The 19,958-nt window shown below is 73.8% G+C and carries 14 protein-coding genes and 1 other RNA gene; 3 read left to right on the forward strand and 12 right to left on the reverse strand.

The features are described 5' to 3' along the window. Window positions 1-9: 9 nt before the first annotated feature. From ACZ5DC_RS10005 to ACZ5DC_RS10015, 3 genes are all read right to left on the reverse strand, one after another. Window positions 10-2,160, reverse strand: a complete 2,151-nt coding sequence (locus ACZ5DC_RS10005) for a bifunctional polysaccharide deacetylase/glycosyltransferase family 2 protein (RefSeq protein ID WP_468651162.1) — start codon at window positions 2,158-2,160, stop codon at window positions 10-12. A gap of 22 nt (window positions 2,161-2,182) precedes the next feature. Beyond that, window positions 2,183-2,917: a hypothetical protein gene (locus ACZ5DC_RS10010; protein ID WP_468651164.1), complete on the reverse strand. Its 735-nt coding sequence runs from the start codon at window positions 2,915-2,917 to the stop codon at window positions 2,183-2,185. A gap of 589 nt (window positions 2,918-3,506) precedes the next feature. Continuing rightward, entirely contained in the window at window positions 3,507-4,484 is a 978-nt protein-coding gene (locus tag ACZ5DC_RS10015) for a LysR family transcriptional regulator (RefSeq protein ID WP_468651166.1), read from the reverse strand. A gap of 84 nt (window positions 4,485-4,568) precedes the next feature. Between ACZ5DC_RS10015 and ACZ5DC_RS10020 the strand changes: the two genes are divergently transcribed. After that, window positions 4,569-5,801 carry an MFS transporter gene (locus tag ACZ5DC_RS10020; protein ID WP_468651168.1) on the forward strand — a complete coding sequence of 411 codons (1,233 nt, stop codon included), beginning with the start codon at window positions 4,569-4,571 and terminating at the stop codon, window positions 5,799-5,801. Between the two features lie 66 nt (window positions 5,802-5,867). Here the strand turns inward: ACZ5DC_RS10020 and ssrA are convergent. The 5 genes from ssrA to ftsE all read right to left on the reverse strand — a co-directional run bounded on the left by ssrA (window position 5,868) and on the right by ftsE (window position 9,879). Beyond that, window positions 5,868-6,237, reverse strand: a transfer-messenger RNA (tmRNA) gene (ssrA, locus tag ACZ5DC_RS10025). A gap of 125 nt (window positions 6,238-6,362) precedes the next feature. Then, on the reverse strand, window positions 6,363-6,905 hold the full coding sequence (gene smpB / locus ACZ5DC_RS10030; RefSeq protein WP_366754476.1) for an SsrA-binding protein SmpB: 543 nt from the start codon (window positions 6,903-6,905) through the stop codon (window positions 6,363-6,365). Between the two features lie 68 nt (window positions 6,906-6,973). Further along, window positions 6,974-8,161, reverse strand: a complete 1,188-nt coding sequence (locus ACZ5DC_RS10035; RefSeq protein WP_468651170.1) for a S41 family peptidase — start codon at window positions 8,159-8,161, stop codon at window positions 6,974-6,976. A 68-nt stretch (window positions 8,162-8,229) separates the two neighbouring features. Then, a complete protein-coding gene (gene ftsX / locus ACZ5DC_RS10040; RefSeq protein ID WP_171155745.1) occupies window positions 8,230-9,147 on the reverse strand; it encodes a permease-like cell division protein FtsX in 918 nt (305 codons plus the stop codon). Between the two features lie 42 nt (window positions 9,148-9,189). Then, the gene (ftsE, locus tag ACZ5DC_RS10045; protein WP_030610589.1) at window positions 9,190-9,879 is read right to left on the reverse strand and encodes a cell division ATP-binding protein FtsE; all 690 of its coding nucleotides are present in this window, start codon (window positions 9,877-9,879) and stop codon (window positions 9,190-9,192) included. 262 nt (window positions 9,880-10,141) lie between these two features. On the opposite strand from ftsE, the gene ACZ5DC_RS10050 reads away from it, so the two are divergent. Then, window positions 10,142-10,342: a hypothetical protein gene (locus ACZ5DC_RS10050; RefSeq protein ID WP_366754452.1), complete on the forward strand. Its 201-nt coding sequence runs from the start codon at window positions 10,142-10,144 to the stop codon at window positions 10,340-10,342. Window positions 10,343-10,418: 76 nt separating this feature from the next. Here the strand turns inward: ACZ5DC_RS10050 and ACZ5DC_RS10055 are convergent, their stop codons facing one another. The 4 genes from ACZ5DC_RS10055 to ACZ5DC_RS10070 form a co-directional block, all read right to left on the reverse strand. Further along, window positions 10,419-11,417 carry a hypothetical protein gene (locus ACZ5DC_RS10055; protein ID WP_468651173.1) on the reverse strand — a complete coding sequence of 333 codons (999 nt, stop codon included), beginning with the start codon at window positions 11,415-11,417 and terminating at the stop codon, window positions 10,419-10,421. A gap of 295 nt (window positions 11,418-11,712) precedes the next feature. Further along, window positions 11,713-12,819: a peptide chain release factor 2 gene (prfB, locus tag ACZ5DC_RS10060; RefSeq protein ID WP_366754450.1), complete on the reverse strand. Its 1,107-nt coding sequence runs from the start codon at window positions 12,817-12,819 to the stop codon at window positions 11,713-11,715. Between the two features lie 83 nt (window positions 12,820-12,902). Next, window positions 12,903-14,129 carry a serine/threonine-protein kinase gene (locus ACZ5DC_RS10065; protein ID WP_468651176.1) on the reverse strand — a complete coding sequence of 409 codons (1,227 nt, stop codon included), beginning with the start codon at window positions 14,127-14,129 and terminating at the stop codon, window positions 12,903-12,905. A 111-nt stretch (window positions 14,130-14,240) separates the two neighbouring features. Then, entirely contained in the window at window positions 14,241-15,944 is a 1,704-nt protein-coding gene (locus ACZ5DC_RS10070; protein WP_468651178.1) for a serine/threonine-protein kinase, read from the reverse strand. 396 nt (window positions 15,945-16,340) lie between these two features. On the opposite strand from ACZ5DC_RS10070, the gene ACZ5DC_RS10075 reads away from it, so the two are divergent. Next, window positions 16,341-19,919, forward strand: coding sequence for an FHA domain-containing protein (locus ACZ5DC_RS10075; protein ID WP_468651180.1), 3,579 nt, complete (start codon window positions 16,341-16,343; stop codon window positions 19,917-19,919). Window positions 19,920-19,958 lie beyond the last annotated feature (39 nt).

Consider the following 19,958-nt stretch of genomic DNA (forward strand, 5'->3'; position numbering starts at 1 on the left):
GGGGCCGCTTCAGCCGACCGGTGTCGCCTCCGGAACCGGCGGGCGCTCGGTCGGCGGTGCCGCCACCCCGCCCGTGCGGCGGAGTTTCTGCCAGCGCAGCCGGCCGCCGGTGAGGGCGGTGATCCAGGACTGGAGCAGGACGACGTACATCAGCTGGCGGTACAGGAGCTGCTGGAGGGGGAGGGAAAGGAGCGGGGCGAGGCGCTCGCGGTCCAGGTGGAAGGCGTACCCCGCGCAGAGCGCCTGGACGGCCAGCACCGCGCACCAGGCCAGGACCGTCTTGGCCGTCGGGCCGAAGACCAGGCCGTAGACCAGGAAGAGGTCGATCAGGGGCGCCAGGAGCGGGGCCACGACCATGAAGAGCGACACGAGCGGCAGGCCCACGCGGCCGAAGCGGCCCGACGGACCCCGGTCGAACAGCGCGCGGCGGTGCTTCCAGACGGCCTGCATGGTGCCGTACGACCAGCGGTAGCGCTGCGACCACAGCTGCTGGACCGACTCGGGCGCCTCCGTCCAGGCGCGGGCCTGCTCGGCGTAGACCACGCGCCAGCCGTCGCGGTGCAGGGCCATCGTGACGTCGGTGTCCTCGGCGAGCGTGTCGTCGCTCATGCCGCCGACCCGTTGCAGCGCCGAGCGGCGGAACGCCCCGACCGCACCCGGGATCGTCGGCATGCAGCGCAGGACGTCGTACATGCGGCGGTCGAGGTTGAAGCCCATCACGTACTCGATGTGCTGCCACGCGCCGATGAGCCGGTTGTTGTTGCCGACCTTGGCGTTGCCGGCGACGGCGCCGACGCGCGGGTCGGCGAAGGGCTGGACGAGTTCGCGGACGGTCGCCGGTTCGAAGACGGTGTCGCCGTCCATCATCACGACCAGCTCGTGACGGGCGTTCGCCAGGCCCCGGTTGAGCGCGGCCGGTTTGCCCGCGTTGGCCTGGCGGATCACCCGTACGTCCGGCAGGTCCAGCGCCTCGACGATGTCGGCCGTGCCGTCCGCCGAGCCGTCGTCGATGACCAGCACCTCGATGGGGTGTTCGCTGCGCATGAGCGAACGGACCGTGTTCTCGATGCACTTGGCCTCGTTGTACGCCGGCACCAGCACCGACACCGGCTCGGTCACCGGCTCCGCGCCCCAGCGGAAACCGGGGCGCCGGGTGCGGCGGGCGTGCGCGCCGGACAGCAGCAGCATCAGGCCGAACCGGGCGAAGACGAGGCAGCCGACGACGGCGAGCCCGGCGACGAGGACCGTGGTGATGTCGTCGGCCGCCGTCACCAGGAAGATCCAGGCCCTCCCCTTCCACAGGCCGAGCCCGGTGACCGGGGTGTCGGCGCTCGGGGCCCGCAGCGCTCCGGTGAGGGTCTGGAAGGTGTAGCCCTGGTGCTGGAGCCGGGGCAGGAGCCGGTCGAGCGCCTGGACGGTCTGGTGCCGGTCGCCGCCCGAGTCGTGCATGAGGACGACCGCGCCCCGGCCGCCGTGCGGCGTGGCGTTGCGGATGATCCGCTCGACGCCGGGCTTGCGCCAGTCCTCGCTGTCGGTGTCGTCCACGACCGTGAGGTAGCCGCGGCTGCCGATGTACCGCGTCACCGGCCAGGACCGGTCGTCGATCACGTCGGCGGAGGAGGAGTACGGCGGCCGGAACAGCGAGCTGCGGATCCCGGCCGCCCCGGCGAGCGCCAGCTGGTTCTGCGACAGCTCCCAGTCGATGCGCCGGGTGGAGTGGTACGACAGGTCGGGATGGCCGAAGGTGTGCAGGCCCACCTCGTGGCCCTCGGCCACCATGCGCCGGACCAGCTCGGGGTGGCGCGAGGTCATGGTGCCGGTGACGAAGAAGACCGCGTGCGCGTGGTGCTTCTTCAGCACGTCGAGCACCTTCGGGGTCCAGGTCGGGTCGGGGCCGTCGTCGAAGGTGAGGACGATGCGGTGGTCGGGTATGCGCAGGCTGTCGCTGCGGCCGTCGCGCGTGTCGATGACCGGGCCGCCGTCCAGGACGCGCCGCGGAACCTCGTCGTTCGCCGCGGCGGGCCGGACGCGATGGTCGGCGAGGATCTCGTTGTGCACGTAGCCGCGCAGCATGAGCATCGCCAGGGTCGCCGCCAGGACCAGGAGAGGGAGCAGGTAACGCAGCGGCAGCCGGGCACGGCGGCGGGGGTGTGAGGCCATCTGGGGGTGTTCCGCCCGGTCGTCAGAGGGAGAGCTTGGGGTGCGGGCGCCGGGTGTGACCGGGCGGGATGTGGGTGCGGCCCGGCGGGGTCGGCGTGGCCGCCGGAGCGGTGGCCGTGGCGGTGGCGGTGCCGGACGGTGCCGGGGACGCGGCGGTGGCCGGGGCCGACGGGGTCGGGGAACCGGTGGTCCCGGCGTCGGCGGCGGGCGCAGAGGCGGTGCCGCCGCCGTCCGGCTCGGTGGACGCGGAGGCGTCGGCGCCGGTGGGCGCTCCGCCGGCCGGTACGGCGGTGGCGCCTGCCCCGGCACCGACGACGGGTGCGGTCACCGTGCCGGCTCCCGGCGGGGCCGGGGTCGTGGAGACGCTGGGCAGCGGTGAGGTGTCCACCTTGCCGGCCGGCTTGTCCTCGTGCTGGCCCGGTACCGGCAGCCAGGGCGCGGCGGAGTCGCCGGACAGCAGGGTGGCGACGATGACGGCGGCGTAACCGGCACAGGCGACGGCCACGGCCACGCCGAGCCGGCGGAAACGGCGGCCGCGACGGCCCGACTCGTCCACGAAGACGGGCCCGTCCGAGCCACGGGGGTCCCGTACGGCCGACTCCGCACCGACAGCGCCGAGTCGTACGTCGCCCAGCTGGACGGTCTCGTCCTGCGGGGTGAGGGCGGGGGCGGGAGTGGGTGCGAGAACATCTGCGGTGCCGGTGGAGGCCCCGGAGGGCTCCTGTGCGGCGGACTCGCCGGCTTCCGCAGACCCCACGGGCTCGCCGGCCTCGGCAGACCCGGCGCCCTTGCCGGCCTCGATGGCATCCGCGGGCTCGGCCGGTCCAGCGGGCCGCTCCGATTCGGCGGACGCCCCGGATGCGCCCTCCGCCTCGGTCCCCGCCGGCCGCGCCGAGTCGCCCGGCTCCCCGAGACCGGCGGACCCGGCCGACTCGGCTACGGTCCCGACAGCCCCAGACGCCTCACCGGTCCCGGCACCGGAGACGCCGACAGCCCCCGCACCGACGCCAAAGTCACCGACGGCCCCCGCACCAAAGGCCGCGACCTGCGCAACCCGTGCGTCCGAATTCATCCGCTCGTCGCCCCCGCCCATCGGCTCACCGCGCCCCTCGGACGCCATCTCTCGCCCCTCGGGTTGGGCGTCTTCAGGACACTTCTCCACGCGCGTTCATCCCCCCACGGGACAGTCACGGGCGCGCTCACGATCCCGGGCACCCGTCGACCGGACCCGACGCCCGCCCGGCCCGAGCGCCCTACAACCACCCTGTGCCCGGGCCAAGAATGTAACGCACGCGGAGGAGTGCGACGCGCCGGACCGGGTATACGCGGACGCCCGTGCCCATAAGTCACACGCCGTTCATGACGTCCTCGTCCATGGCCGGAATCCAACCGTCGGCGGGCCGCCGCAACCACCCCTCCACCCGAGCGATCTCGGCCACCGCCGTCCGCAGGGCGGTCAATCCGGGATGTACCAACCCCTTCCGCCAGACCAGGGAGACGGGCGACAGCGGGACGGGATCGACGAGGGGCCGTCGTACCGTCCCCGGCATGGGCGGGAAGTCCACGACCGCCAGCACCGGATTGCGGGTCTTCGCCATGATGCGGCCGAACTCCTCGTCACCGACGGCCAGCGGGAGCGGCGGCGCGAGCCGGATGGCGCGGTCCTGGAAGAGGCGCAGGGCCAGGTCGGTCCACTCCCGGGTGCGCGGGTTCCCGGCACCGGCGTACACCGTCTCGCCGGCCAGCGCGGACAGCGGCACCCGCGCCGACGCGGCCAGCGGATGGTCGTCGGGCAGCACGACGGCCATCGGCTCGTACCGCACCGGCTGCTGCTCCAGGCCGGAGCGGAGCGCCGGGTCCAGTCCGGCGAACCGGCCGAAGGAGACGTCCAGGCGGCCGGTGAGCAACTCGGCGGCGGCTCCGGTGAGGCCGCTCTCGTAGCGGGCCATCAGCTCGCAGTCCGGGGCGAGTTCACGGGCCCGGTGCAGTACGCGGCGGCCGGTGGCCAGGCCCGGCGAGTTGAGGTCGACCAGCAGCGGGCGGGCCTGGCCGCCGGCGAACGCGGCGAGCAGGTCGTCCTGGGCGGCGAGGACCCGGCGCGCGTGCGGCAGCAGACGTTCGCCGTCCGGGGTCAGCGTGACCTGCCGGGTGGTCCGTACGAACAGCTCGGCGCCCAGCTCCCGTTCCAGCCGCCGTACGTCCCGGCTGAGCGCCTGCTGGGCGACGTACAGCCGGGCCGCCGCCCGTGTGAAGTGCAGTTCCTCGGCGACGGTGACGAAGGACCGCAGCAGGCGGGGGTCTATGTGGGCGGCGGGGGCGGACATGGCGGCGAATTTACAACGCGGACGCGTGGATCGGGGCGCAGAAGGTGTTGGACCCGGTGATCCGCCCCGGGCGACCGTTGGGCCATGCCCCAAGAGACCGCCCAAGACGTCCGAAGAAGCCGAACAGACGGCGGGAGCGGCCAAGCCGGTGGATACCGCCGCCTGTTCCGTCTCCCCGGCACCCGTGCCTTCACCGCCGGCAACCTCCTCGCCCGCCTGCCGATGGGCATGTTCAGCGTGAGCGCGGTCGTGATGATCGCCGGTTCCCGTGGCTCGTACGCCCTCGCCGGTGCCGTCACCGCGACGGGGCTCGCGGCGACCGCGCTGGCCGGTCCCTGGCTCGCCCGGCTGGTCGACCGGCACGGGCAGGCCCGGGTCGCGCTGCCGGCCACGGTCGTGTCCGTGCTGGGCAGCCTCGCGCTGCTGCTGTGCGTCCGCTACGACGCCCCGGACTGGACCCTGTTCGCCGCCTACGCCGGCACCGCGGCCACCCCCAACATCGGCGGCCTGTCCCGCGCCCGCTGGGCCCATCTGCTGCGGGACGAGCCCGGCGCGCTGCACACGGCGAACGCGTTCGAGCAGGCAGCGGACGAGCTGTGCTTCATGCTCGGGCCGGTGCTCGCGTCCTTCCTGACCGGCGCGTTCTTCCCGGAGGCGGGCACGCTCACCGGAACGGTGCTGCTGCTCGCCGGCATGCTGGTGTTCCTCGCCCAGCGGGCGACCGAGCCGCCGCCGACGCCCCGCTCGCAGGGACCCTCGCCGCTGCGCAGCCCCGGCATCCCGCCGCTGCTGGCGTGCTTCATCGCGACCGGCGCGGTGTTCGGCTCCATGGAGGTCGTCACGATCGCCTACGCCGACGCGCAGGGGCACCGCGCGGCGGCCGGTGCGGTGCTCGCGCTCCAGGCGGCGGGCTCCTGCGCGGCGGGGCTGGTGTACGGGGCGCGGAAGCCGGCGAGGGCGCGCCTGTCCTGGTGTCTGGCGGCGATGGCCGGGCTCATGACCCTGCCCTGGCTCGCGGCCGGCACCGGGTCCCTGCCGGCGCTTGCGGGTGCGCTGCTGGTGGCGGGGATGGCGACGGCGCCGACGATGGTGACGGCGATGACGCTGGTCCAGCGGCGGACCCCGGCCGACCGGATCAACGAGGGGATGAGTCTGATGGTGACGGGCCTGCTCGCCGGCATCGCGTGCGGTTCGGCGACGGGCGGCTGGGCGGCGGAACACCTCTCCCCGACCACCGCGTACGCCGCGCCGGTGGCCGCCGCCGCCCTCGCCCTCGGCGCGGCCACGCTCACCCGCGCCGACAGGGCCGCCCCATGACGAAGGCCCCGCCGCTCGGAAGCGACGGGGCCTTCGCCCACATGGGGTCGGCCCCCCGAAGGGGCCTCGTGGAGATGGCGGGAATCGAACCCGCGTCCAACGGTGCGGAATCAGGGCTTCTCCGTGTGCAGTCCGCTGCGATTTTCTCGGCCCCGGAGATCACGCGGACAAGTCTCCGACGGGCTCAGTCACTGTTTGGTTTCCCTCTACACCCCGTGACCGGGCCTAGAGGTTTAGTTCCCTAGCTGATGCCAGGATCCGGGTCGGGAACAGCCCCGGGCTGACACTTCGCAAGTCGCTACTTAGGCAGCGAGGGCGAAGGAATCGCGCTTGGTGTTGGCGATTATTTTTTGCGACATATGGTTTACGAGATCATTGCCGCTTCCTCGACACGCTTCCCCTGCTTCGACAGCCGCTGTCGAAACCGATCATCCCCATGTTGATTTTTCAAACCCCTCCGAGGAGGGTTCGCGCACCCTCTGTGGAGTGCGCTGCCATCGTACGTGACCAACGCCCGACGATGCCAGCCTATTCCCGTCGGCCCGAAGGCCCGTCGGCCGGCTAGTGGCCGCGCTGCCTGCGCTTGGCCGCCGCGATCGCCCGGTCCGCCTCCCGCCGGTCCTGCTGCTCCCGCAGCGTCTGCCGCTTGTCGTACTCCTTCTTGCCCCGTGCGAGGGCGATCTCGGCCTTCGCCCGGCCGTCCTTGAAGTAGATGGCCAGGGGCACGATCGTGTGTCCCGTCTCCTGGGCCTTCGACTCCAGCTTGGCGATCTCCTCGCGGTGCAGGAGCAGCTTGCGCTTGCGGCGCGCGGAGTGGTTGGTCCAGCTGCCCTGGTGGTACTCGGGGATGTGGGCGTTGTAGAGCCACGCCTCGCCCCGGTCGATCTGGACGAAGCCGTCGGTCAGCGAGGTCCGCCCCTCGCGCAGCGACTTGACCTCCGTGCCCATGAGCACGAGCCCGGCCTCGTAGGTGTCGATGATCGCGTAGTCGTGGCGGGCCTTCTTGTTCTGGGCGACGATCTTGCGCTTGCCGCCCTTCTCGCCGTCCCTGGCCTTGTCGGCCCCGCCGCCCTGCTTGGGCTGGGACTCCTTCGGTACGTACATTCCCTTGCTCATAGTGCCCACCATTTTCGCACCACACAGGGGGTGTGCGTACAGCCGATTACGCGTGGCTACGGCGGGTCGCCCAGCCCGGTGAGGACCGTCTCGGCCCGTGGCAGGGCCTGCTCGGGCCCCGCCTCCAGGTCGGGGGTGATGCCCCGGCCGTCCACGGTGCGGCCGGCGGGGGTGCGGTAGTGGCCGACGGTCAGCTCGGCCACCGAACCGTCGGGCAGCTCGGTCGGCATCTGGATGGAGCCCTTGCCGAAGGTGCGGGAGCCGATCACCACCGCGCGGCCCCGGTCCTGGAGGGCCCCGGTGAGCAGCTCGGCCGCGCTCATGGTGCCGCCGTCGACCAGGACGACCAGGGGGCGGCTGGTGTCACCGCCGGAGGCCGCGTGCAGGGCGCGCTGGGCGCCGTCGACGTCGTAGGTGGCGACCAGTCCGCCGTCCAGGAAGGCGGAGGCGGTGTCCACGGCCTCGGTGAGCAGGCCGCCGGAGTTGCCCCGCAGGTCCAGGACGGTGCGGCCGTCGGCGGGGGCGGCGCGCAGCGCCTCGCGGACCGCGTCGGCGGAGCCCTTGGTGAACGCGGCGACCTTGAGCACGGTGACGCCGTCGGACAGCCGGCGCACGGTCACGGAGTCGGTGGACAGCCGGGCCCGGTGCAGGGTCTCGGTCCACGCGCGCGTGCCGCGCTCCAGGCCGAGGGTGACCGTCGTACCGGCCGGGGCGCCGTCGCCGCCCCCGCGCAGGGCGTCGCCGCGGAGCAGGGCGACCACCTCGGTGACCGGGCGCCCGTCGACCTTCCTGCCGTCGATGCTGCGCAGCCGGTCGCCCGCCCTGATCCCGGCGTCGCCGGCGGGCGAGCCGGACTGCACCCGGGTCACCTCGACCCCGCCGTCCGCCTCCTGCCGCGCCCACAGGCCGACACCGGTGTACCGGCCGTCGAGCGCGTCCTGGAACTCCTCGTACTCGCCCTCGGAGTAGACCGCGGCCCAGCGGTCCCCGCTGCGGCTGACGGCCCTTTCCGCCGCCTCCATCGGGGACTTGCCGTCGGCCATCGCCTCCGCGGCGGCCCTCTCGACGGCCTCGTGCCGGGCGGTCGGGCCCGCGGGGCCGACGGCGGACTTCCGCGCTGGAAGCTCGGATTCCGGGAAGGAGCCGCTGGCGGCACCGGCGATCAGCACACCGGCGAAGACCAATGTCAGGGTGGCCCCACGGCGGACGCGGCGGGGCTGACAGAACAGGTCACGGCCTGACATGGCGGCGAGTCTAGGGCAACGCGAAGGGGCCGTACGGCCGGAAGCCCGTACGACCCCGTTGGCGTGCGTCACACCTTCAGATACTTGCGCAGGGCGAAGAACGCCGCGAGCGACGGCATCAGGACACTGGTGGCCAGGATCAGCGGCAGCTTGGTCAACACCGCGTCCCAGCCGACGAAGTTGATGAGCGTGAGCTTGTGGGACAGCTCCATGCCGTGGTCGATGGTGAAGTACCGGCCGACCACGAGCGCGATGCAGGCGAGGCCGCCGCCGATGAGCCCGGCGACCGCGGCCTCGGCGATGAACGGCGCCTGGATGTAGAAGCCCGAGGCACCGACCAGACGCATGATCCCGGTTTCCCGCCGTCGGCTGAACGCCGAGACGCGCACGGTGTTGACGATCAGCAGGAGCGCGACGATCAGCATCATCGCCATCACGCCGAGCGCGCCCCGGTTCATCAGGTTCAGCAGCTGGAAGAGGTTGTCCAGGATGCCCTTCTGGTCCTGCACCGACTGCACGCCGTCCCGCCCGTTGAACGCGGAAGCGATCACCTGGTACTTCTGCGGGTCCTTGAGCTTGATCCGGTACGACTCCTGCATCTGGTCCGGCGTCAGCGAGCCGGCCAGCGGGGAGTTGCCGAACTGCTCCTTGTAGTGCTTGTACGCCTCGTCCTGCGACTCGTAGGTCACCTTCTCGACGACCGGCATCTTGTCCAGGTCCGCGAGGATCTGCTTCTTCTGGTCCTCGGTGACCGCGCCCTTGGCGCAGTGGACGTCGTTCTCCGCGTCGTGCTTGTTGCACAGGAAGATCGAGACGTTGACCTTGTCGTACCAGTAGCCCTTCATGGTGCTCACCTGGTCGCTCATCAGCAGCGAGCCGCCGAACAGGGCCAGGGACAGGGCGACGGAGACGATGACGGCGAAGGTCATCGTCAGATTGCGGCGGAGACCGACACCGATCTCCGACAGGACGAACTGGGCGCGCATGGCGGGTTCTTCAGGCCTTTCCGGAACTGGGTGCTGGTGCGGTCAGTGCTGGTAGCCGTAGACGCCGCGGGCCTGGTCGCGGACGAGGCGGCCCTTCTCCAGCTCGATGACGCGCTTGCGCATCTGGTCCACGATGTTCTGGTCGTGCGTCGCCATGATGACGGTCGTGCCCGTCCGGTTGATGCGGTCGAGCAGCTTCATGATGCCGACGGAGGTCTGCGGGTCGAGGTTGCCGGTGGGCTCGTCGGCGATCAGCAGCTTCGGCCGGTTGACGAACGCGCGCGCGATGGCGACGCGCTGCTGCTCACCACCGGACAGCTCGCCGGGCCTGCGGTCCTCCTTGCCGCCGAGCCCGACGAGATCGAGCACCTGCGGCACGGACTTGCGGATCTCGCCGCGGGACTTGCCGATGACCTCCTGGGCGAAGGCCACGTTCTCCGCGACGGTCTTGTTCGGCAGCAGCCGGAAGTCCTGGAAGACCGTGCCCAGCTGGCGGCGCATCTGCGGCACCTTCCAGTTGGACAGCCGCGCGAGGTCCTTGCCCAGCACGTGCACCTGGCCGTGGCTGCACCGCTCCTCGCGGAGGATGAGCCGCAGGAAGGTGGACTTTCCGGAGCCGGAGGACCCCACGAGGAAGACGAACTCGCCCTTCTCCACCTCCAGGGAGACATCCCTGAGTGCGGGGCGGGTCTGCTTGGGGTAGACCTTGGAGACATTGTCGAATCGGATCACGGATGCACCACGGGTCGCCGGGGGTAGATGAGCGTGACCATACGCGAACCGGGCGTGCCGGCGCAGTCGCGGGTTGAGGTTGGGCAAGACTTGTACGTTTTTGTACCGGCCGCTTCCCGTGCCCGGTTCCCGGAGGCCCCGCGCACGCGCCGCGGGAACCTGGCACAGTGGAAGGGAAACGAAGGACGACGGGAACGCGGGGGAACGTTCTCGTGGCCGTGAGCGTTGTGCATGTGATGGCCGGTGCGAGGAGGGCGAGCGCATGACGTACGACCGGTTGGTGTGCGCGAACTGCGCGGCGCCCGTGAGCGAGGGCCGGTGCCCGGTGTGCCGTGCCAACCGCGAGCGACTGCAGCAGGAGGGCTTCTTCCAGGGCCTGGGCGGACTGAACCCGATGGCGCTGATCGCGCTGCTGGCGGTGCTGATCGCCGCGGTGGCGCTGCTGGCGCACCAGACGGCCTGACGGAAAGCGTCACAAGGGCCCGGAGCCAAGGCTCCGGGCCCTTGCGCGTGTGCCGTGCGTGACCTCGCGGATACGGTCAGGCGGCGGCGCCGCGGCCGCTCACCAGGCGCGGCAGGATGCGGAAGCCGATGCCGCCGGCGATCATCGTCGCGGCGCCGACGAGCAGGAACGCGGTCTGGCCGGCACCGGTCTCGGCGAGCTGCTTGTCGCCGCCCTGGACCGAGGTGTCGGAGCCGGTGTCGGTCAGTGCCGAGGAGCCCTCGTCCTGCGGGACGTTGTTGTTGCCGCCGTCGGGGCCGGTGTGGTTGCCGCCGGTGGTGGAACCGCCGCCCGTGGAACCGCTGGTGCCGCTGTCGCCACCGGAGGTGCCGGTGGAACCGCTGGTGCCGCTGTCGCCACCGGAGGTGCCGGTGGAACCGCTGGTGCCGGTGGAACCGCTGGTGCCGGTGGAACCGCTGGTGCCGGTGGAACCGCTGGTGCCGCTGGTGCCGCTGTCACCACCGGAGGTGCCGGTGCCGCCCGAGTTGCCGGTACCGCCCGAGTTGCCGTTGCCACCCGAGTTGCCGTTGCCACCCGAGTTGCCGTTGTCACCGCCGGTGGAGGCGTCACCGCCGCTGTTGCTGCCGCCGGAGGTGCTGTCGCCACCGCCGATGGAAGCGTCGCCGCCGATGGAGGCGTCACCCCCGATGGAAGCGTCACCGCCGATGGAAGCGTCACCGCCCGTGGTCGCGTCACCCCCGATGGAAGCGTCGCCGCCGATGGAGGCGTCGCCGCCGCTGGAGGCGTCGCCGCCGCTGGCAGCCGAGCCGTCGGTACCTGCCGAGCCGGTGACCGATCCGCCGTCGGTCCCCAGGGTCGTGCCCTCGGTCACGCCGATGGTGGCGCCGCCGTCGGCGGTGCCACCGTCCGTGTTGCCGCCGTCGGCGCCGACACCGCTCACGCCGAGGCTGATCGGACCGGCCTGGACACCGAGGTCCAGCGCGGAAGCCGCGCCGGCGGCCGTCAGCGACGCACCGGCCGCGATCACGGCGCCGGCGGCTATCCGCGCGACCCGGATCCGCGTCTTCTTCGTCATATGGTTGCTACCCCCAGTAGCTGTTCGTCAATGAGGCGGCGCGTGGGGCGTGCCGTGATCGACGGAGGCAGCTGGTGACGAAGTGGCGTCAACTCGATCCCCCGGTTCACATGCGCCCCAAGGTACGCATGCCGCGCCTCACCCTTCCGAGTTTTCACAGCAACGTCAAGGGCGTTGCGGGCGCAATGTCCGGTGGAGTGGCCTTTGCGGCGAGTAGAAGCCTGTGAGTGTGACGTAAAACCCAGGAGAACGAACAACTGCCGCCTGCGGGGCGGCAGTTGTCATGTCGACAAAGTTACTTCTCCTGCTGCTTGCGCCAGCGAATCCCGGCCTCCAGGAACCCGTCGATCTCGCCGTTGAACACGGCCTCCGGGTTGCCCACTTCGTGCTCCGTGCGCAGGTCCTTGACCATCTGGTACGGGTGCAGCACGTACGAACGCATCTGGTTGCCCCAGGAGTTGCCGCCGTCGCCCTTGAGGGCGTCCATCTTGGCCTGCTCCTCCTGACGGCGCCGTTCCAGCAGCTTGGCCTGGAGGACGTTCATCGCGGTGGCCTTGTTCTGGATCTGCGACCGCTCGTTCTGGCAGGAGACCACGATGCCGGTGGGCAGGTGCGTGATGCGGACCGCGGAGTCGGTCGTGTTGACGCCCTGGCCGCCGGGGCCGGAGGACCGGTAGACGTCGATGCGCAGCTCGGACTCGTCGATCTCGACGTGGTCGGACTGCTCGACCACGGGCAGCACCTCGACACCGGCGAAGGAGGTCTGCCGGCGCCCCTGGTTGTCGAAGGGCGAGATGCGCACCAGGCGGTGCGTGCCCTGCTCGACGGAGAGGGTGCCGTAGGCGTACGGCGAGTGCACGGCGAAGGTGGTCGACTTGATGCCGGCCTCTTCGGCGTACGACGTCTCGATCAGCTCCGTCTTGTAGCCGTGCTGCTCGGCCCAGCGCAGGTACATGCGCTGGAGCTTCTCGGCGAAGTCGGCGGCGTCGACGCCGCCGGCCTCGGCGCGGATGTTGACGAGCGCCTCACGGGAGTCGTACTCGCCGGACAGGAGGGTGCGGACCTCCATCTCGTCCAGCGCCTTCTTCACCGAGACCAGCTCGGACTCGGCCTCGGCGCGGGTGTCCGGGTCGTCCTCCTCCTCGGCCATCTCGAAGAGGACCGCGAGGTCGTCGATCCGGCCGCGCAGCGCCTCGGCCTTCCTGACCTCGGCCTGGAGGTGGGAGAGCTTGCTGGTGATCTTCTGCGCCTCGTCCGGGTTGTCCCACAGGGACGGGGCCGCCGCCTGCTCCTCAAGCACGGCGATATCTGCCCTCAGCTTGTCGAGGTCCAGGACGGCCTCGATCGACTCCATGGTCGAGGAGAGGGACTTCAGCTCTTCGGATACATCGACGACTGCCACGCCTTCCAGCGTAACGGCTGTGGCAAGCGACCCTGCCCGCCTCCCGGCCGACCGGGCCGGACGGGAGGCGGGCCGGGCCCGGGTCAGGGGGCCGACGTGCTGTGGGTGCCCGGGGCCGGCTGGTCGTCGTCCCCGCCGGAGGAGGCGAGCCAGGCGCCGACGGCCACGCCGGCGGCCACCACCACCCCGGCCACCCCGAGCGTCACCCGGCGCCGCCGCACCGCGGCCCGGTGGCGGGCCGAGCCCGGCCGGGGCGCGCCGCTGGCCCGGGGCACGCGAGCGGTCCCGTGCGCGCCCCCCGCCAGCTCGTCCGGCCCCGGCACCCGCATCGAGGTGTGCGTGTCGCGGTTGGAGTCGGGCTTGGCCCCGGGGACCAGGGACACCGCCCCCCGCCGCCGTACCGGCTCGCCCTGGGGGGCCGACGGCACGGACTCCTCCGCGCCGTCCTCGGAGAGGTCGGGCTCGTCCACGTCCAGCGGCGGCATCCCGGCCAGCGTGGGCAGCTGCTCGCGCAGCCGCGCCGCGAGCTCCGAGGCGCGCAGCCGGGAGGCCGGGGCCTTGGCCAGGCACTGCACCAGCAGCTGCCACAGCTCCTCGGGGATGCCGGGCAGCGGTACGACGGTCTCGGTGACGTGCCGCCGCAGGACCGCGCCCGGGTGGCCGCCGCCGAAGGGCGTGAAGCCGGCCAGCAGCTCGTACAGGACCGTGGCGAGCGCGTAGATGTCCACGGCGGCCCGGGGCGGCAGGCCCTCGACGATCTCCGGTGCCAGGTAGTCCGGGGTGCCGATGATCTTGGTGGCGCGGGTCCGCCGGGGCGAGTCGATCAGCTTGGCGACACCGAAGTCCGTGAGCAGGGCGGGGTGGGAGCCGCCCGGCCCGATGGGGCCCCGCATGTCGAGCAGGACGTTCTCGGGCTTGACGTCCCGGTGGACGACCCCGGCCGCGTGGGCCGCCGCCAGCGCGTCGGCGACGTCGGCGACGATCGCCACGGCCGCCTCGGGGGCGAGCCGCCGCTCCCGCTCCAGCCGGGTGCGCAGGTCGGTGCCGCGCACGAGGTCCATGACCAGGGCCAGGTCGTTGCCGTCGACCACCAGGTCGCGCACGGTGACGATGTGCGGGTGCTCCAGACCGAGCAGCGCGGTGCGCTCCTGCACGAAGCGTCCGACGAGCTCCTGGTCGGAGGCGAGGTCCTCGCGCAGCAGCTTGATGGCGACGGGGCCGTCCGGTCCCTCGCCCAGCCACACCGTCCCGGCGCTTCCCCGCCCCAGGATCTGGTTCGCGGTGTACCGGCTGCCGATCTTCCGTGCCAAGACTGCTCCTACAGACGCGTGTTGTCGCCAAAACTACGCGTCCGACGAGCCAACCTTCACCGCGGAGACGGAAATCACCCGGCAGATGTCGACAAATCTCCGAACCAGCGGTCAGTTTCCGCCGCCGGAACCGCCGAGGTCCTTGATCCAGCCGCCGGCCTTGCCGATCCAGTCGGCCATCTGGTCCCAGTAGCCCTTGCCGGTGCCGATCCAGTCCTGCAGCGGGGTCAGCTCCCAGACCAGCCAGCTCGCCACGATCAGGATGACGATCGTGAACAGGCAGCCCTTCAGACAGCCCAGCCCGGGGATCTTCATCCGGTTGGCGCTGCGCTGCCGGGGCTCCCGCGGCTCCCGCGCGGGCCGCTGCGGCGCCGGCGGGGCGGGAGGCGCGTACCGCTGGGGCTGCCGGGGCTCCTGGGGCGGGGCGTACGGCTGGGGCTGCTGCTGCGGATAGCCGTAACCGGCGCCCTGCTGCCGGCCGCGCGGCTGCGGCTGCTGCGGACGGCCCTGCGGGGCCGGGCGCGGCTGCTGCTGGGGGCGCGCCGCCTGCCGCTGGGGGCGGCGGCGCAGCGGGTCCTCGTCCGGGCCCAGGTACTGGATCTGCGTCTGCTCGTTGCGGTCGCGGGCGGCCCGCAGCTGGTTCTGCCAGGGGTGCGGCTGCTCGCCCTGACCCTGCTGCCCCTGCTGGCCGTACTGCCCCTGCGGGACGGGCGGCAGGACCGCCGTCGGGTCCGCCGCGCCCGTGTTCGGCAGTACGGCGGTGGGGTCGGCGGCGCCGGCCGGGCCGCCGGTGTGCGGCAGCACGCTGGTGGCGGCATTCGGGTCGTACGCCCCCTGCGGCGCGTTCGTCGGCAGGACCTGGGTGGGGTCGGCGGCACCGGGGACGCCCGGGACCGCGGCGGGGGCCGGGTCGGGGGCGAGCAGCGCGCCGACGCCCTCGGCGGCGGCGATCTGCGCGGCGTTCGCGTGCACCCCGACGCCCTCGGCGACGACCCGCAGCCCGCGCGCGAGGTTCTCCGCGCTCGGCCGCTCCTCCGGGTTCTTGCGCAGGCAGCGCTCTATGACCGTCCACAGCGGCTCGGGGACGGTGGAGGGGCGGCGCGGTTCGGCGCTCAGGTGCTGGTGCAGGACCTCGAGGGCGGAGCCGCCGGAGAACGGCGGACGTCCGGTGACCAGCTCGTACAGCAGGATGCCGGCGCCGTAGACGTCGACGGCGGAGGTCTGCGGGCGGCCCTCGGCGGACTCCGGCGCCACGTACGCGGGCGTGCCGACGAACTCGTGGGTGCGGGTCAGGCCCGGGGAGTCGGCGAGGCGGGCGATGCCGAAGTCGGTCAGCATCGGGTGCATCTGGCCGCCGTGCTGCATGAGCAGCACGTTGGCGGGCTTCAGGTCGCGGTGGACGACGCCGTCGGCGTGGCTCGCGGCGAGGGCGTCGGCGATCTGGGCGGTCAGCAGGGCCGCGGCGACCGGGGTGAAGGGGCCGTTCTCGCGCAGGTAGCGGTGCAGGTCGGGGCCGTCGACGAGGTCCATGACCAGCGCCAGCAGATCGCCCTCGACGACCAGGTCGCGGACCCGGACGATGTTCGGGTGGGTGAGCCGGAGCAGCACGGAGCGCTCGCGCAGGAAGCGCATCACGATGTCCGGGTCGCTCGCCAGCTCCTCCTTCAGGACCTTGATCGCGACGGTCTCCCCCGGCTGTCCGGGCACGGCCGCCTCGGCGCCCGCGGTCTCACGCTGGCGGGCACGCCAGACGGTGCCTGTGGCACCGCGTCCGAGCGGTTCCTCAAGCAGGTATTTGCTGCCGACTGGCCGCACGTCTCGCGCTCCCTGCTGGTCGCTGTTGCTTCGCTTGCCTGCGTTCCGGTGTTCCGACCCACTGTAGGCCGTGCTCCACGGCACCACGTACGCGTTCCCGAGCACGTTCGCGGGCTCGACGGGAAGACGCGCGGCCCGGTCCGCCGGTTGCCGGGGACGGACGTGACCGATCTCAACTGATCACCTGCGACGTGTTGGTCAGGCATTTTTGGGGGCAGAGCCGACCAATCAAGATCACTTCTGCCCGGGTCACGGGCGCGTTGTCGGTGGCAGGTGCGAGGATGCGTGCAGCAGCTCCCTGGGATGCCTTCAGTGGCTGCTGGCCGACGTGCTCGTGCGGGGGTGGGGGGAAGTCCGCGCCCGCGCAGATCCGCGCAGAAGGGACCGCTGACGCCGATGCAGATCCGGCTGACCGTCGTAGACCCGCTCGGCCCGTCCCCGCAGCGGGGCCGCGCCGCGAGCCGCGACGTGCTGGTCACGGCTCCCGCGGGCACGGAGCTGGCCGCGGTCGCGTCGGCGCTGGCCGGGGCGGTCACCGCGGAGGGCGGCACGGGGCGGGAGGCCGGCGGCGCGTCCGTGGTGCTGTACGCGGGCACCGAGCGGCTCGACCCGCGCCGCAGCACGCTCGGCGAGCCCCCGCTGGTCGACGGCGCCGTGCTGTCCCTGGGCGCCCCGGCGGCCCCCGAGCCGCATCCCGAACTGGACGACGCGCCGACCCGGCTGCACGTGGTCGCCGGCCCCGACGCGGGCGGGGTCCATCTGCTGCACGGCGGCCGGATCACGGTCGGCCGCTCCGCCGACGCCGACGTCCCGCTGGACGACCCCGACGTCTCCCGTCTGCACTGCGTGGTCACCGTCGGCGCGGACGGCCGGGTCTCGGTCGCCGACCTCGGCTCCACCAACGGCACGTCCCTCGACGGCGTACGGGTGACGGAGCGGCCGGTACGGGTGCCCGCCGGGGGCCTGCTGCGGATCGGAGAGTCCGCCCTGCGGGTGACTCCGTCCGGGGGACCCGGGACGCGGGTGCGGACCATGGCCGACGGTGAGGGGTGCGTACGGGTCGCCGTGGGCGAGGAGCGGGGCCCGTCGGACGCGGGTCCGCCAGGGGCCGGTGCCGCCGTGCCGCCCGCACGGACGCCCTCGTCCGGAGTGAACGGTGCCGGTGAGGCCGGAGGGGCTGCCGGTGGCGCGGGGCACCCGCACGGCGCGGCGCCTTCCACCGGCGGGCACACCGGTGCGTGGGCCTCCTCCGGCGGTGCCCGGCACGCCTACGACCCCCACGGTTCCGCCGGCTGGGACGCCGGGGCCCGGGAGCACCGGCGCGGGCAGTCGCCCGTCGTTCCGGGGCAGGCGGGCGCGCCGAGCGTGGAGAGCCCCGGCGGTGGCTCCGCCGGCGCGTTCCGCCCGGTGTCCGGCGCGGACACGCACGCGGGCCGGTCCGGGGTCGCCGGGACCGGTGCCGAGGGCACGCCGGCGCGCGGGCGCGAGGGCACCCCGCTCGGGGGCACCGGCCTCCCGCACGGTGTCAGGCGGCGCGGGCTCGGCGCCTGGGCGCGCCGGCTGGCCGGCGGGCGCGGGGAGCAGTCGTCCGGCCCGCAGGCGTACGACGGTACGGCCGCCCCCGTCGGCGGCGCCCCGCCGGACGACGCCCCACGGCAGCCGGAGACCTGGCCGGACCCGGCCGCGCTGCTGCTGGCCGCGCTCGGCCCCGGGCCCCGGCTGTGGGAGCGCGGGCCTGGACACCCCGAGGCGCTGACCGTACGGCTCGGCACGGCCGACCGGAGCACGCCGGACGGCTCGGGCCTGCTGCCGGCGGTGCCGGTGACGGCCGCGCTGCGGGAGGCGGGCGCGCTGGGCCTGGCCGGGCCGCGCCCGAGGCTGTCCGGGCTGGCCCGCGCGGTGCTGGCCCAGCTCGCCGCGCTGCACTCCCCCGACCTGCTGGAGATCGTGCTGATCAGCGCGGACCACGCACGGCCGGTGGCGGACCGCACCGCCGAGTGGGCCTGGCTCGGCTGGCTCCCGCACGTCCGTCCGGGCCACGGCCAGGACTGCCGGCTGCTGCTGGCCTACGACCGTGAACAGGCGGCGGCCCGCACACAGGAACTGCTGCGCCGGGTGGAGGACCACGCGGCGACGGGCCGCGCGACGGCCCACCCCGCGCCCGCGCGCGACGCGGCCGCCCCCGGCCCGTCCGGCACCGGCACCGGCACCGGCACCCACCACGGACCGGACCCCTCCCCCGCGGCCTACGACGGGCCCCAGGCGACCCATGAGGCGTACGGGACCTACGGCGGCCCGGGGCACGCGGTGCGCCCCGCCGGCCCCGGCACGCCCGGCGCACCTGCCGCTTCCCCCGCCCACACCGAGCCCCCCGCCCGCCGCCCCTCCTGGGCCAGGGAGACCTCCGGTGCCGGCGGCGGCTTCGGCGGACCGTTCACCGTGGTCGTCGTCGACGGTGACCCCGGCGGGGCCGCGCTGCGGGAGGCGCTGGCGCGGCTGGCCGTGGCCGGGCCCCGCGCCGGGGTCCACGTGGTGTGTCTCGCCGAGACCCCGACCGCGTCGCCGGCCTCCCCGGTGGCGGAGACGTACGAGGCCGCCTGCGCGGTGACGCCGACGTTCCGGCACTGCGGTGCCGTGGCGCTGCTCGGCGGGGACGTCGCCGCCACGCTGCGGCTGGCGCGGGTCGCGCCGGGCGGTCCGGTCGGCCCCGGATCGCCCGCCACCGTCGACGCCGTCTCCGCCGCCTGGGCCGAGCGGTTCGCGCGGGCACTCGCACCGCTGCGCCCGGACGGCCCCGCCGGCGAGCACCACGCGCGCGTGGCGGTGCCGCTGCCCCAGTCGGCCCGGCTGCTGGACGAGCTGGGGCTGGCCCGGGCCACCCCGGCGTCGCTGATGGCCCGCTGGGCCGACGCGGCCGACGACACCCGGTCGCTGGGCGGGCGGGCCCGCGCGGTGCTGGGGGCCGGGCCGCGCGGACCGGTCACCGTCGACCTCGTGGCCGACGGGCCGCATCTGCTGATCGAGGGGCCGGCCGGCAGCGGCCGTACCGAACTGCTGCGGGCCGTGGTCGCCTCGCTGGCCGCCGCCGAGCGGCCGGACCGGCTGGCCATGGTCCTGCTCGACGGCCGGGACGGGGTCGGCACGGGCGCCGGCCGCGGTGAGGGCCTGCGCGTGTGCACGGACATACCGCATGTGACCACGCACCTCCTCGCCAACGACCCGGTCCGCATGCGGGAGTTCGCGCAGTCGCTGTCCGCCGAGCTGAAGCGCCGGGCGGAGCTGCTGGGCCGGACCGACTTCGCCCAGTGGCACGCCGGGCAGGAGGTGTCCGGCCGGCTGGTGGCCCAGCGCACGCCCCATCCCGGTGCCGCGTCCTCCTCCGGTGACATCGAGACGCCGCCCAGCTCGACCCTGCGGCTGCGGCCGGGGGCCGCCGCCCGGCAGCGGGCCGCGGCCGTGGCGCCGTTGCCCCGGCTGGTGGTGGTCGTGGACGACCTGGACGCACTGGTCTCCCCGGCGCTCGGCTCGCCGGGCCGGCCCGCCGCCGGATCGGTGATACGGGCGCTGGAGGCGGTGGCCCGGGAGGGCGAGCGGCTCGGCGTCCAGCTGGTGGCGGCGGCCGGGACCGGCGGCCGTACGGCGGAGTCCGAGCCGGCGCGCCGGGCCGCGCTGCGCGTCACGCTGGACGCCCCGCAGCCGGGGCCGGACCAGCCCGCGCCGGGCCGGGGCACGCTGGTGTACGCGGACGGGCGGGCCACCGGTTTCCAGGGCGGCCGGGTGACGGGCCGTATCCCGCGGACCGCGACCCAGCGGCCCACGGTCGTCCCGCTGGACTGGGAGCGCATGGGCGACCCGCCGGCCCGCCGGCCCGTGCGGGAGCTGGGCAACGGCCCGACCGACCTGGCGCTGCTGGCGAGCGCGGTGGAGCGGGCGGCCCGTGAGGTCGCGGCGGCGGAGGTGCCCTCCCTGCTCTGACGGAACCCCGTCACCCCTCCAGGCGAACCCGGCCCCTCC

This window comes from Streptomyces sp. NPDC031445 (genome assembly GCF_055581365.1).

Coding starts and splice junctions, on each gene's coding strand:
- ACZ5DC_RS10050 (WP_366754452.1), top strand. CDS start 10,142: ATGACGTACGACCGGTTGGTGTGCGCGAACTGCGCGGCGCCCGTGAGC.
- ACZ5DC_RS10075 (WP_468651180.1), top strand. CDS start 16,341: ATGCAGATCCGGCTGACCGTCGTAGACCCGCTCGGCCCGTCCCCGCAG.
- ACZ5DC_RS10035 (WP_468651170.1), bottom strand. CDS start 8,161: ATGTCAGGCCGTGACCTGTTCTGTCAGCCCCGCCGCGTCCGCCGTGGG.
- ACZ5DC_RS10020 (WP_468651168.1), top strand. CDS start 4,569: ATGCCCCAAGAGACCGCCCAAGACGTCCGAAGAAGCCGAACAGACGGC.
- ACZ5DC_RS10005 (WP_468651162.1), bottom strand. CDS start 2,160: ATGGCCTCACACCCCCGCCGCCGTGCCCGGCTGCCGCTGCGTTACCTG.
- smpB (WP_366754476.1), bottom strand. CDS start 6,905: ATGTACGTACCGAAGGAGTCCCAGCCCAAGCAGGGCGGCGGGGCCGAC.
- ACZ5DC_RS10015 (WP_468651166.1), bottom strand. CDS start 4,484: ATGTCCGCCCCCGCCGCCCACATAGACCCCCGCCTGCTGCGGTCCTTC.
- ACZ5DC_RS10055 (WP_468651173.1), bottom strand. CDS start 11,417: ATGACGAAGAAGACGCGGATCCGGGTCGCGCGGATAGCCGCCGGCGCC.
- ftsX (WP_171155745.1), bottom strand. CDS start 9,147: ATGCGCGCCCAGTTCGTCCTGTCGGAGATCGGTGTCGGTCTCCGCCGC.